Source organism: Siculibacillus lacustris, from assembly GCF_004328075.1.
Lineage (GTDB): Bacteria > Pseudomonadota > Alphaproteobacteria > Rhizobiales > Ancalomicrobiaceae > Siculibacillus > Siculibacillus lacustris.
Genome location: NZ_SJFN01000001.1, coordinates 75,186 through 87,475 on the forward strand (window position 1 = coordinate 75,186; position 12,290 = coordinate 87,475).

A 12,290-nucleotide genomic window follows, 5' to 3' on the forward strand; every position below is an offset into this window, starting at 1 on the left:
GCGGCAGCGCCGGTCAGATCTTCGTGAAGCCGCCCGGCGAGCCCGTTCAGTCGGGCGGCATGCCGGCCAGCGCGAGGATCTCGCCGGCCAGATGCAGGGAACCGCAGATCAGGATGCGCGGCGCTTCGCCGCCGGCGGCGCGCAGAGCGGCGAGCGCGGCCAGCGGCCCGGCGAAGGTCTCGGCGGGCAGGCCGGCGGCGCGGGCCGCGGCAGCGAGCTCTTCGGGATCGCGGCCGCGCTGGTCGCCGCTGACCGGCACGCAAGCGACCGAGCGGGCGAGGCCCGCGAAGGGCCGGAAGAAGCCGATCGGATCCTTGGTCTCGAGCATGCCGGCGATCAGGTGGAGGGGCTTGGGCGCGCGGTCGGCGAGATCGGCGACGACCTCGGCGACGACCACGCCGGCGCCGGGATTGTGGCCGCCGTCGAGCCACAGCTCGGCACCGGCCGGAGCGGCGTCGACGAGCGGCCCGCCGGCGATGCGCTGCATCCGCGCCGGCCAGACCGCCCGCTCGAGACCGCGGCCGATCTCGTCCGCGGAGAGGACGAAGCCGGCGGCTTCGAGCGCGGCGATCGCCGTGCCGGCATTGACGACCTGGTGACGGCCGACGAGGCGGGGCCGCGGCAGGTCGAGCAGGCCGTGTTCGCTCTGGAAGACCATCCGGCCGCGCTCTTCGCCGACCGTCCATTCGCGGCCACCGAGCTGCAGGGGCACGCCGGCGCGCGCCGCGGCGCGTTCCAGCACGGCCTCGACCTCGGGTTCCTGCGGGGCCGAGACCACAGGACGGCCGCGCTTGACGATGCCGGCCTTCTCGCCGGCGATCGCGGTCAGCGTCGAACCGAGGAACTTCTCGTGGTCGATGGAGATCGAGGTGATGACGGAGACGAGTGGCGCCGGCACCACGTTGGTGGCGTCGAGGCGGCCGCCGAGCCCGACCTCGAGCAAGGTGACGTCGGCCGGGTGCTCGGCGAACAGCACGAAGGCGGCGAGCGTCATCAGTTCGAAGAAGGTGATCGGCTCGCCGGCATTGGCGTCTTCCGCCCGCTCGATCGCCGCGACCAGTGTGGCGTCGTCGGCGAGGCGGCCGGCGACGCGGACGCGCTCGTTGAAGCGCACCAGATGCGGCGAGGTGAAGACGTGGACGCGGCGCCCGGAGGCTTCGAGGATCGCCCGGAGATCGGCGACCGTCGAGCCCTTGCCGTTGGTGCCGGCGACGTGGATCACCGGCGGCATCGCGAGATGGGGATCGCCGAGCCGGGCGAGCACCCGGGTCATGCGCTCGAGGCCGAACTCCCAGCCGGCGGGAATGGTCCGGGCGAGGCGGGCGACGAGGTCGTCGAGCCGAGATGCGGCCATCGCTGCCCTCCCCCCAGACTCGTCCGATCAGGCCGGCTCGGCGATCGCCAGTTCGGTGCCCGGGGCGCCGGGCGCGTCGCGCTTCATGAACATGTGGGCGAGGCGCGACAGGGTCGGACGGATCTGGTGACGATGCACCACCATGTCGACCATGCCGTGTTCATGGAGATATTCGGCGCGCTGGAAGCCCTCGGGGAGCTTCTCGCGGATGGTCTGCTCGATCACCCGCGGCCCGGCGAAGCCGATCAGGGCGCCCGGTTCGGCGATGTGGACGTCGCCGAGCATGGCGTAGGACGCGGTGACGCCGCCGGTGGTCGGGTTGGTCAGCACCACGAAATAAGGCAGCTTGGCCTGGCGCAGGGCCTGGACCGCGACCGTGGTGCGCGGCATCTGCATCAGCGACAGGACGCCTTCCTGCATGCGCGCGCCGCCGGAGGCGACGAACAGCACGAAGGGCGTGCCCTTGTCGCGGGCGGCGAGCATGCCGGTGACGATCGCTTCGCCGGCGGCCATGCCGAGCGATCCGCCCATGAAGTCGAAGTCCTGGACGGCGGCGGTCAGCGCCAGCCCGTCGAGGGTGCCCGAGCCGACGATCACCGCGTCGTCGCGGCCGGTCTTGGCGCGGGCGTCGCGCAGGCGGTCGACGTAGCGGCGTTCGTCGCGGAAACGCAGCGGATCGGCGGGCACGGTCGGCAGCGCCAGCGCGGTCCACATACCGCCGTCGAAGAGCGTGTCGAGGCGCAGCTTGGCCGGCATGCGCATGTGGTAGCCGGAGGCGGGAATGACGAACTGATTGGCCTCGAGATCGCGATGGAACACCATCTCGCCGGTCTCGGGACACTTGATCCACAGATTCTCCGGCACGTCCTTCTTGGTCAGAAGGCTCTTGATCTTCGGCCGGACGACGTTGGTGAGCCAGTTCACGCTGTTCTCCCTGAAGCTGCGGTCGGCGGTCGCGCCGGACCGGCTCGCGGTGGTTCGTCGATCGTCACTCGGCGGCGCGGGCCCGGGCGGCGCGGACGCCGGCCGCGAGTTCGGCGACCAGGGCCGTGACCGCGGGCACCGTGCGGGCGGTCGCCCGGCCGGCGTCGAGGGACGCGGCGATCGCCGCGACCAGCGCCGAGCCGACCACCACGCCGTCGGCGTTGCCGCCGATGGCGCGGGCCTGATCGGCGGTGCGGACGCCGAAGCCGACCGCCACGGGCAGACCGGTGTGGCGCTTGATGCGATCGACCGCGCCGGCCACGGCGCCGGCATCGGGGGCGGCGGAGCCGGTGATGCCGTTGATCGAGACGTAGTAGACGAAGCCCGAGGCGTTCGCGAGCACCGCCGGCAGGCGGGCGTCGTCGGTGGTCGGCGTCGCCAGCCGCACGAAGTTGAGCCCGACGGCGCGGGCCGGCAGGCACAGTTCGTCGTCGGCTTCCGGCGGCAGATCGACGACGATCAGCCCGTCGACGCCGGCGGCGACCGCATCGGCGCAGAAGCGATCGACACCGTAGATGTAGATCGGGTTGTAATAGCCCATCAGCACGATCGGCGTGACCGCGTCCGCGGCGCGGAAGCGGCGGACCAGCTCGAGGGTCTTCGGCAAGGTCTGGCCGGCGTCGAGGGCGCGCTTGCCGGCGGCCTGGATCGCCGGGCCGTCGGCCATCGGATCGGAGAAGGGCATGCCGAGTTCGATCACGTCGGCGCCGGCGGCGGGCAGGGCCCGGACGATCGCCAGCGACGTGTCGAGGTCGGGATCGCCGGCGGTGACGAAGGTGACCAGCGCCGGCCGACCTTCGGCGGCGAGAGCGGCGAAGCGGCGGGTGATGCGGGTATCGATGGTGGTGTCGGTCACGGGCGTCACATCCTCTCGCCGAGATGTTCGGCGACCGAGAACACGTCCTTGTCGCCGCGGCCGGACAGGCACAACACGATCGACTGCGACTTGTCCATGGTCGGCGCCATCTTCAGCACCTGGGCCAGGGCGTGGGACGGCTCCAGCGCCGGAATGATGCCCTCGAGCTTCGAACACAGCATGAAGGCGTCGAGCGCCTCCCTGTCGGTCGCCGGCACATAGGTGACGCGACCGGAATCGCGCAGCCAGGAATGTTCCGGGCCGACGCCGGGATAGTCGAGGCCGGCGGAGATCGAATGGCCCTCGAGGATCTGGCCGTCGGCGTCCTGCAGGAGATAGGTGCGGTTGCCGTGGAGCACGCCGGGGCGGCCGCCGGTCATCGAAGCGGCATGGCCGTTCTCGACGTCGATGCCGTGGCCACCGGCTTCGACACCCCAGATCGCCACGCCGGGATCGTCGAGGAAGGGGTGGAACAGACCGATGGCGTTGGAGCCGCCGCCGATGCAGGCGATCACCGCGTCGGGCAGCTTGCCCTTGGCGGCGAGGAACTGTTCCTTGGTCTCGGTGCCGATCACCGACTGGAAGTCGCGAACCATCGCCGGATAGGGATGGGGCCCGGCGGCGGTGCCGATCAGGTAATAGGTGTTGTCGATGTTGGTGACCCAGTCGCGCAACGCCTCGTTCATCGCGTCCTTGAGCGTGCCGGCGCCGGAGGTGACCGGGGTCACTTCCGCCCCGAGCAGCTTCATGCGGAACACGTTGGGCTTCTGCCGCTCGACGTCGGTGGCGCCCATGTAGACCATGCAGGGCAGGCCGAAGCGCGCCGAGACGGTGGCCGAGGCGACGCCGTGCTGGCCGGCCCCGGTCTCGGCGATGATCCGGGTCTTGCCCATGCGACGGGCGAGCAGGATCTGGCCGAGGCAGTTGTTGATCTTGTGCGAGCCGGTGTGGTTGAGCTCTTCGCGCTTCATCCAGATCTCGGCGCCGAATTTGCCGCCGGTGAGCGCCCGGCAATGCTCGGTCAGGCGCTCGGCGTAATAGAGCGGGCTCGGCCGGCCGGCGTAATGGACCGAGAGATCGGCGAGTTCGGCGGCGAAGGCGGGGTCGGCCTTGGCGTCCTCGTAGGCCTGCTCCAGTTCGAGGATCAGCGGCATCAAGGTCTCGGCGACGAAGCGGCCGCCGTAGAGGCCGAAGAAGCCGCGTTCGTCGGGGCCGTTGCGCAGCGAATTGGCGATGGTGGTCAAGATCGCAGTCCTCGGTCAGGGGTCGCGCCGCGGCGCCGATGCGGCGCGGGCGGCACGGGCATTACGGACGAAGGCGCGGATCAGATCGGGATCCTTTTCGCCCGGCATCTTTTCGACGCCCGACGACACGTCAACCGCGCCGACACCGGAGATCTCGATCGCCCGCGCGACGTTCGAGGGATCGAGCCCCCCCGATAGCATATGCGGCCGACCCGGGTCGAGACCGGCGAGCAGGCGCCAGTCGAAGGCGACGCCGTTGCCGCCGGGCAGCGCCTGGGGGGTGCGGGGCGGCTTGGCGTCGAACAGGAAGCGGTCGACCGAGGCGACATAGTCGGCGACCACGGCGAGATCGGCGGCCTCGGAGATCGCCAGAGCCTTCATCACCGGCACGCCGGTCAGGGCGCGGATTTCCGCGGCGCGGGCCGGAGTCTCGCGGCCGTGGAGCTGCAGGAGGTCGGGATTGAGGCGGTCGACGATCTCGGAGAGGAAGTCGTCGGAGGCGTCGACGGTCAGCGCGACGATGCGGGCGCGGCCGCGCGCCGCGGCGGCGAGGCGCACCGCTTCGGCGATCGGCAGATGGCGCGGGCTGCGGGTGTAGAACACGAAGCCGAGGAAATCGGCCTTGGCTTCGAGCGCCGCCGTGACCGCCTCGTCGGTGTTCAGGCCGCAGATCTTGACTTCGATCGCCATGGTATGCTCACCCCGTGTCCCCGGCCGGCTCGGTCGGTGAAGCCGGATCAGTGCCACGCCGAGGATGCGGAGTCCATGGCGGAGCCGCCGTGCGCCGGGCGCCCCGCGCATTCCCACATGCGTCCATCCTCCCGTGGCGAGGCCGGCGGGCGGCTGATAGGGTGCGCCCTTTCGCGGCCGGACCTCGCGCCCGACCGTGCCTCCTCCTCGCGGAGTTCCCGCCATGCTGGCCGACAAGCGCATCCTTCTCGTCATCGGCGGCGGCATCGCCGCCTACAAGTGCCTCGATCTGATCCGCCGCCTGCGCGAGCGCGGTGCGACGGTGCGGGTGGTGCTGACGCCGGCGGCCAAGGAATTCGTGACGCCGCTCGTCGTCGGTACGCTCAGCGAGAACCCGGTCGCCAGCGAATTGTTCGATCTGACGAGCGAGCAGGAGATCGGCCATATCCGGCTGTCGCGGGAGTCCGATCTGGTGGTGGTGGCGCCGGCGACCGCCGATCTGATCGCCAAGATGGCCAACGGGCTCGGCAACGACCTCGCCACCAGCCTGCTGCTCGCCAACGACAAGCCGGTGATCGTGGTGCCGGCGATGAACCCGCGGATGTGGGCCCATCCGGCGACCCGGCGCAACGTCGCAAGGCTCGCCGCCGACGGGGTGCGGATCCTCGGACCGGCCGCCGGCAAGATGGCCGAACGCGGCGAGGAAGGGCTCGGGCGGATGGTCGAGCCGATGGAGATCCTGGCGGCGATCGAGGCGTTCTTCGCCGAAGCCGAAGGTCCGAAGCCGCTCGCCGGCAAGCGGGTGGTGGTCACCGCCGGGCCGACCCACGAGCCGATCGACCCGGTGCGCTACATCGCCAACCGCTCGTCGGGCAAGCAGGGCTTCGCCCTGGCCGCGGCGCTGGTCAAGGCCGGGGCCGAGGTGACGCTGATCGCCGGGCCGGTGGCGCTCGCCGATCCCGTCGGCGCGCGGGTGGTGCGGGTGGTGACGGCGTGCGAAATGCTGGCGGCGGTCGAAGCGACCCTGCCGGTCGACGTGGCGGTGATGGCCGCGGCGGTCGCCGACTGGCGGGTCGATGCGGCGGCGGCGGAGAAGATCAAGAAGGGTCCGGGCGGCACCCCGACGCTGGCCTTCGTCGAAAATCCCGACATCCTGGCCACCGTCGGCCGCCATCCGGCGCTGCGACCGCAGCTGGTGGTCGGCTTCGCGGCGGAGACCGAGAACCTGATCGCCAACGCCCGCGGCAAGCTCGAGCGCAAGGGCGCCGACGTGATCGTCGCCAACGACGTGTCGCCGAAGACCGGGATCATGGGCGGCGACCGCAACACCGTCCGGATCGTCGAGGCGAGCGGCGTCACCGACTGGCCGGACCTGCCCAAGGACGAGGTCGCGGCGCAATTGGTGGCGATGATCGTCGAGAAGCTCGGCTGATCGCGCCGGCGACCGCCCCTCGCGGCACGAGCGGGAGGGGTGCGACGGCGGTGGTCGCGGCAGCCGCGGATCTGCGCTAAGGATCTGCGCCAACACGGGCCGCGCGGCGACGGCCGAGCGCCGCTTCCGGCGCGCCGCCGGCCGCCGCCGTCTCCCGAAAGTCCGAGGTCGCCGATGTTCGACACCGATCCGCGGGGCGAGCCCTCGCTCGCCTTCCGCTTCGCCCGCAACGCCCTCGATCGCCGCTCCGACCTGCGTGACGACGCGGCGGCGATCGCCGCCCGCGCGTCTGCGCCCGAGGCGCGCTTCCTGATCGTCGCCACCGACCGGCCGGTGCTGGCGGCCGATCCCGGCGTCGATCTCACCGCCTGGCTGACCCGCGATCGCGCCGCCCGGCTCGGTGCCGACTTCGAGGCGACGATCTTTCTCGGCGACACCCCCGACGGCCCGCGCTTCGCGGCGCTCGCGGCGATCGACGAGGCCGAACTCGCCGGCCTGCCCTGGGCCGAGACCGGCGAGTTGCGCGCCCTGGCGGTGGCCGGACGGCTCGCGGCGGACGAATACGGGGCACTGGCGACCGCCCGCTCGATGCTCCACTGGCACGTCTCGCACCGTTATTGCGCCCGCTGCGGCACGCTCTCGCAATTCGCCTCGGCCGGTTGGAAGCGCACCTGCCCGTCCTGCGCCGCCGAGCATTTCCCGCGCACCGACCCGGTGGTGATCATGCTGGTGGTCGACGGCGAGCGCTGCCTGCTCGGCCGCAGCCCGCGTTTCGCGCCCGGCATGTTCTCGGCGCTGGCCGGCTTCATGGAGCCGGGCGAGACGATCGAGGCGGCGGTGCGGCGCGAGACCTTCGAGGAGGCCGGCATTCGCGTCGGGCGCATCGCCTATTTCGCCAGCGAGCCGTGGCCCTTTCCGGCGTCGCTGATGATCGGGGTGTTCGCCGAGGCGACGACCACGGCGATCACCCGCGACGAGGTCGAACTGGTCGACTGCCGCTGGTTCGCGCGCGGCGAGATCCGCGCGATGCTCGCCGGAACCCACCCGGAGGGGATCGTCGCGCCGCCGGGGATCGCCATCGCCCATCACCTGATGCGGCGCTTCGCCGAAGGCTGAAGGCCTACGGTCGAGCAGATGCCGCAACCCGAGAGCGTAGAAGCGGGAGAACTGTGTCTGGCGTGTATCGACCTTCGTCGTTGTCTGCAAAGCAACGCGTCCTTAAGGTCATGAGGGCATAAAGGGGGGGAAACCGCGTGCCGAACCTCCGTCGGCGCACCTCCGGAGCCCATCGATGCGCCTGGCGCCCTTGCACAAGCTCCCCCCCTCGGTCGTTCACATCGCCGCCCGCGTCGAGAAGTTCGTGCTGGCCACGCTCTTCGCGGTACTGCTGACCATCGATCTGCAATGGGGTCTGCTGCGGCGCTTCATCACCATTCTCGAGGGCATCCAATCGACCGCCGGCTCGGTGGCGCTGGCGGGCGGCTTCGCCCTGTGGGTCGGCGTGTTCACCTATGCGGCGCGGCGGCGCGCCGAATTGCGCGAGGCTCAGGCGGGGCTCGCCGAGGCGGAAGCCGAAGCGGAGCGGGTCGGCGTCTGCGATCCCCTGACCGGCCTGCCCAACCGCCGCGGCATGCAGGCGGGGCTACAGGCCCGGATCGCCGTGATGCGCGCCTCCGGTGGCCGCGCCGCGGTGATCGCCTTCGACATCGATCGATTCAAGACCCTCAACGAGGTCCGCGGCCAGGCCTGCGGCGACCGCGTGCTGATCGAACTGTCCGATCGTCTCGCCGTCGCGGTGCGGCCCGGCGACTTCGTGGCGCGCGCCGGTCCCGACGAATTCCACGTGTTGCTCGCCGACGTCGGACCCGACGAGGCGATGGTCATCGCCTCGCAGCTCCAGGACGACGTCGGCCGGCCGTTCCGCGCCGAGAACCCGCCCTTGCAGATTCGCGCCAGCGTCGGCATCGCGGTGTTCGACGCTGCGGACCCGGCGCTCGACGTCGAGTTGGTGATGCGGCGGGTCGACATCGCCCTGCAATATGCCAAGGCCGACGGCGGCTCCGGGATCTCGGCCTTCGAGGACGACATGGAAATGTCGATCCGCGAGCGCGCCCAGCTCGAACGGTCGCTCGAAGTGGCGCTGGCCAACGGCGAGATCCAGCCGCACTTCCAGCCGGTGATCGACCTGCAGTCCAACCGGATCAGCGGCTTCGAGGTGCTGGCGCGGTGGAATCACCCCGAGCGCGGTCCGATCTCGCCTTCGGTGTTCATCCCGATCGCCGAGGAGATGGGCCTGCTCGGCGAGCTGACCACGGTGATCCTGCGGCGCGCCTGCGCGGCGGCGCGCGACTGGCCGGCCCACATCAAGCTGGCGGTGAACATCTCGCCGGTCGATTTCAAGAACCCCTGGCTCGCCCAGGAGATCCTGCAGACCCTGACCGAGGTCGGATTCCCGCCGCAGCGCCTGGAGCTCGAGATCACCGAGAACGCCCTGGTGGTCGACCAGGAGCAGGCGATGAAGACCATCACCTCGCTGAAGAACCAGGGCATCTCGATCGCGCTGGACGACTTCGGGACCGGCTATTCGAGCCTGCATCACCTCAGGGTGCTGCCTTTCGACAAGATCAAGATCGATCAGTCCTTCGTCAAGACGATGCGCGACAACGCCGACAGCCGGATGATCGTCAAGGCGATCATCGGTCTGTCGGGATCGCTCGGCCTGCCGACCACGGCGGAAGGCATCGAGACCAACAACAACGCCGATCTGTTGCGCGACCTCGGCTGCACCAACGGTCAGGGCTTCCTGTTCTCCAAGGCGGTGCCGGGGCGCGACGTCCCGACGTTGCTCTCCAACCTCGCCCAACAGGCGGTGCATCCGGAGCTCAGGCCCGACGTCGAAGGGCGCGAGGAGGCCGGTCTGCCAGGCCCGGCCGCCACCGCGGCGAGTTCGGCGGCGACCACCGCCGCGGCCGCGGCGCAGGTGCCAAACCCGGCGGAAACCGAACCCCTGGCCGCGCCGGTCGCCCAGAGCGCCTGAGCCCGCGGGCGGCGCCCGTCAGGCGGCGCGCTTCAGCACCTCGGCGAGCTTGCCGAACAACTCGTCGATCTGCGCCTTCTCGATGATCAGCGGCGGCGACAGCGCGATGATGTCGCCGGTGGTGCGGATCAGGATGCCCGACTGATAGGCGTCGAGGAAGATGTCGAAGGCCCGCTTGGTCGGCTGGCCGGCGATCGGTTCGAGTTCGATGGCGCCGATCAGGCCGAGGTTGCGCAGGTCGATGACGTGCGGCAGGCCCTTCAACGAATGCAGCGCGTCGGCCCAATAGGATTCGAGCTCGGCGCCGCGGGTGAGCAGACCGTCCTCGGCATAGGTGTCGAGCGTGCCGAGGCCGGCGGCGCAGGCGATCGGGTTGGCCGAATAGGTGTAGCCGTGGGCGAACTCGATCAGATGCTCGGGTCCGGTCATGAAGGCGTCGTGGATCTTGGACGTGGTGAACACCGCACCCATCGGCACGACGCCGTTGGTCAGGCCCTTGGCGGCGGTGAACAGGTCCGGCTTGACGCCGAAGCGATCGGACGCGAAGGGCGTGCCGAGACGGCCGAAGCCGGTGATGACCTCGTCGAAGATCAACAGGATGCCGTGCTTGTCGCAGATCTCGCGCAGGCGCTGGAGGTAGCCCTTCGGCGGGATCAGCACGCCGGTCGAGCCGGCCATCGGCTCGACGATCACCGCGGCGATGGTCGAGGGATCGTGCAGGGCGCAGACCCGCTCCAGCTCGTCGGCGAATTCGACGCCGAATTCCGGCTCGCCGCGGGTGAAGGCGTTGCGGGCGAGATCGTGGGTGTGGCGGATGTGGTCGACGCCGGGCAGCATGACGCCGAACATCTTGCGATTGCCGGCAATGCCGCCGACCGACATGCCGCCGAAGTTGATGCCGTGATAGCCGCGCTCGCGACCGATCAGGCGGACACGCTGCGCCTCGCCGCGGACGCGGTGATAGGCCAGCGCCATCTTCAGGGCGGTATCGACCGATTCGGAGCCCGAATTGGTGAAGAACACGTGGTCGAAGCCCTCGGGCGCGATCGCCGTGACCCGATTGGCGAATTCGAAGGCCTTGGGGTGGCCCATCTGGAAGGCCGGGGCGTAGTCGAGCTCACCGGCCTGTTGGCGGATCGCCTCGACGATCTTCGGCCGGTTGTGGCCGGCGTTGCAGCACCACAGGCCGGCGGTGCCGTCGAGGACCTTGCGGCCGTCGTCGGTGGTGTAGTGCATGCCGTCGGCGGCGACGAACATGCGAGGGGCCTTCTTGAACTGCCGATTGGCCGTGAACGGCATCCAGAAGGAGGCGAGATCGTTGGGGCGCGGGGGCACGTTCATGGGACAACCTCGTTGGTCGGACGGCGCGGTGATCGGGAAAGTGAACGTTACGGACCCCACTCCCCGGCGACAATCCCTTGACGGCGTTCAATCCGTTCTGAATATCGAACGCATGAACAGCCCCCGCGACATCGACGTCGGCCGCCGCCTGAAGGACCTGCGCCTCGCCCACGGCCTGTCGCAGCGGGCGCTGGCCAAGCGCGCCGGCGTGTCCAACGCCACCATCTCGATGATCGAGGCCGATCGGGTCAGTCCCTCGGTGTCGGCCTTGAAGCAGATTCTCGCGGGATTCCCGATCGGGCTGTCGGCCTTCTTCGCGGCGGAGGAGACCGAGGCGGAGAAAGTGGTGTGGCGGGCCGACGAGTTCACCGAGATCGCCGGCGGGGCGATCTCCTATCGCCAGGTCGGCGGCGACCTCACCGGCCGCTCGTTGCAGATGATGCACGAGCGCTACCGGCCCGGCACCGATTCGGGGCGGCCGACCATCTCGCACCAGGGCGAGGAGGCGGGGCTGGTGATCCGCGGCCTGTTGGAACTCGAGGTCGACGGGGCGCGCTACGAGCTCAAGGCGGGCGACGCCTATTTCTTCGACAGCCGCAAGCCGCACGCCTTCCGCAACATCGGCGACACCGATCTGGTGATCGTCTCGGCCTGTACGCCGCCGAGCTTCTGAGGCGCCGCTCCCGTCACGCGGGCGGGCGCAGTACGCCGTCGACCAGGATGCGCAGCAGGGTGTCGCGGGTGGTGGAGAAGAAGGCCGGATCCTCCAGCGAGCGGCCAGTCAGGAGCGCGATCTGGGCGGCGAAGTCGGCATAGTGCTGGGTGGTCGCCCAGATGGTGAAGAGCAGGGTCTGGGGATCGATCGGCGCCAGCCGTCCCTCGGCGATCCACACCTCGAAGGTCTCGACCGTGGCGGCGACCAGCGGCGTCAATTCGCCGTCGAGGGACGCGGCGAGATAGGCGCCGCCCTGGATGATCTCGGTGGCGAACAGCCGCGAGGCGTCGGGGAAGTCGCGCGAATAGGACAGTTTGGCCTCGACGTAGGCCGACAGCGCGACGCGCGGATCGGCGGCGCGATCGATCGCCGCCAGGGGCTCCAGCCAGTTGCGCAAGGTGCGCTCCAGCACCGCGACGTAGAGATCCTGCTTGGTGCGGAAATAATAGTGGAGGTTGGGCTTCGACATGCCGGCGGCTTCCGCCAGCTGGTCGGTGCGGGCGCCGCGCAGGCCGAAACCGGCGAAGATCGGCAGGGCGGCGTCGAGGATCTTCTCGACGTTGGCCTCGCCGATGCGGGTCTTCGTGCCTCGGGGTCGAGCGGGGGGCGGCGCCATGCGGGGTCTCGCGATGGAACG

At 70.3% G+C, this 12,290-nt stretch carries 11 protein-coding genes; 4 read left to right on the forward strand and 7 right to left on the reverse strand.

The window, feature by feature from the left end; translation table 11 throughout:
• Nucleotides 1-46: 46 nt before the first annotated feature.
• The 5 genes from EYW49_RS00365 to EYW49_RS00385 form a co-directional block, all read right to left on the reverse strand.
• Nucleotides 47-1,354 carry a bifunctional folylpolyglutamate synthase/dihydrofolate synthase gene (locus EYW49_RS00365; protein ID WP_206365334.1) on the reverse strand — a complete coding sequence of 436 codons (1,308 nt, stop codon included), beginning with the start codon at nt 1,352-1,354 and terminating at the stop codon, nt 47-49.
• 27 nt (nt 1,355-1,381) lie between these two features.
• A complete protein-coding gene (gene accD, locus EYW49_RS00370) occupies nt 1,382-2,278 on the reverse strand; it encodes an acetyl-CoA carboxylase, carboxyltransferase subunit beta (RefSeq protein ID WP_131304772.1) in 897 nt (298 codons plus the stop codon).
• Between the two features lie 64 nt (nt 2,279-2,342).
• Nucleotides 2,343-3,179, reverse strand: a complete 837-nt coding sequence (trpA, locus tag EYW49_RS00375; protein WP_131305183.1) for a tryptophan synthase subunit alpha — start codon at nt 3,177-3,179, stop codon at nt 2,343-2,345.
• A 20-nt stretch (nt 3,180-3,199) separates the two neighbouring features.
• Nucleotides 3,200-4,438, reverse strand: a complete 1,239-nt coding sequence (gene trpB, locus EYW49_RS00380) for a tryptophan synthase subunit beta (RefSeq protein WP_131304774.1) — start codon at nt 4,436-4,438, stop codon at nt 3,200-3,202.
• A gap of 15 nt (nt 4,439-4,453) precedes the next feature.
• Nucleotides 4,454-5,128 (reverse strand): phosphoribosylanthranilate isomerase, encoded by a 675-nt coding sequence (locus EYW49_RS00385; RefSeq protein ID WP_131304776.1) that lies wholly within the window; start codon nt 5,126-5,128, stop codon nt 4,454-4,456.
• Between the two features lie 223 nt (nt 5,129-5,351).
• Here EYW49_RS00385 and coaBC point away from each other — a divergent pair, with 223 nt between their 5' ends.
• The 3 genes from coaBC to EYW49_RS00400 all read left to right on the forward strand — a co-directional run bounded on the left by coaBC (nt 5,352) and on the right by EYW49_RS00400 (nt 9,597).
• Nucleotides 5,352-6,560 (forward strand): bifunctional phosphopantothenoylcysteine decarboxylase/phosphopantothenate--cysteine ligase CoaBC, encoded by a 1,209-nt coding sequence (gene coaBC / locus EYW49_RS00390; protein ID WP_131304778.1) that lies wholly within the window; start codon nt 5,352-5,354, stop codon nt 6,558-6,560.
• Between the two features lie 174 nt (nt 6,561-6,734).
• A complete protein-coding gene (gene nudC / locus EYW49_RS00395; RefSeq protein WP_131304780.1) occupies nt 6,735-7,676 on the forward strand; it encodes an NAD(+) diphosphatase in 942 nt (313 codons plus the stop codon).
• A gap of 175 nt (nt 7,677-7,851) precedes the next feature.
• Nucleotides 7,852-9,597 carry a putative bifunctional diguanylate cyclase/phosphodiesterase gene (locus tag EYW49_RS00400; protein WP_131304782.1) on the forward strand — a complete coding sequence of 582 codons (1,746 nt, stop codon included), beginning with the start codon at nt 7,852-7,854 and terminating at the stop codon, nt 9,595-9,597.
• An 18-nt stretch (nt 9,598-9,615) separates the two neighbouring features.
• Here the strand turns inward: EYW49_RS00400 and EYW49_RS00405 are convergent, their stop codons facing one another.
• Nucleotides 9,616-10,938: an aspartate aminotransferase family protein gene (locus EYW49_RS00405; RefSeq protein ID WP_131304785.1), complete on the reverse strand. Its 1,323-nt coding sequence runs from the start codon at nt 10,936-10,938 to the stop codon at nt 9,616-9,618.
• Nucleotides 10,939-11,050: 112 nt separating this feature from the next.
• Here EYW49_RS00405 and EYW49_RS00410 point away from each other — a divergent pair, with 112 nt between their 5' ends.
• Nucleotides 11,051-11,611 (forward strand): cupin domain-containing protein, encoded by a 561-nt coding sequence (locus EYW49_RS00410; protein ID WP_131304787.1) that lies wholly within the window; start codon nt 11,051-11,053, stop codon nt 11,609-11,611.
• Between the two features lie 13 nt (nt 11,612-11,624).
• Here EYW49_RS00410 and EYW49_RS00415 read toward each other — a convergent pair whose 3' ends face one another.
• Entirely contained in the window at nt 11,625-12,269 is a 645-nt protein-coding gene (locus tag EYW49_RS00415; RefSeq protein ID WP_131304789.1) for a TetR family transcriptional regulator C-terminal domain-containing protein, read from the reverse strand.
• Nucleotides 12,270-12,290: the final 21 nt, after the last annotated feature.

Excerpts from the sequence above, each read along its gene's own strand:
- EYW49_RS00410 (WP_131304787.1), top strand. The coding sequence starts at position 11,051 with ATGAACAGCCCCCGCGACATCGACGTCGGCCGCCGCCTGAAGGACCTG.
- EYW49_RS00400 (WP_131304782.1), top strand. The coding sequence starts at position 7,852 with ATGCGCCTGGCGCCCTTGCACAAGCTCCCCCCCTCGGTCGTTCACATC.
- nudC (WP_131304780.1), top strand. The coding sequence starts at position 6,735 with ATGTTCGACACCGATCCGCGGGGCGAGCCCTCGCTCGCCTTCCGCTTC.
- EYW49_RS00415 (WP_131304789.1), bottom strand. The coding sequence starts at position 12,269 with ATGGCGCCGCCCCCCGCTCGACCCCGAGGCACGAAGACCCGCATCGGC.
- EYW49_RS00385 (WP_131304776.1), bottom strand. The coding sequence starts at position 5,128 with ATGGCGATCGAAGTCAAGATCTGCGGCCTGAACACCGACGAGGCGGTC.
- EYW49_RS00365 (WP_206365334.1), bottom strand. The coding sequence starts at position 1,354 with ATGGCCGCATCTCGGCTCGACGACCTCGTCGCCCGCCTCGCCCGGACC.
- EYW49_RS00405 (WP_131304785.1), bottom strand. The coding sequence starts at position 10,938 with ATGAACGTGCCCCCGCGCCCCAACGATCTCGCCTCCTTCTGGATGCCG.
- coaBC (WP_131304778.1), top strand. The coding sequence starts at position 5,352 with ATGCTGGCCGACAAGCGCATCCTTCTCGTCATCGGCGGCGGCATCGCC.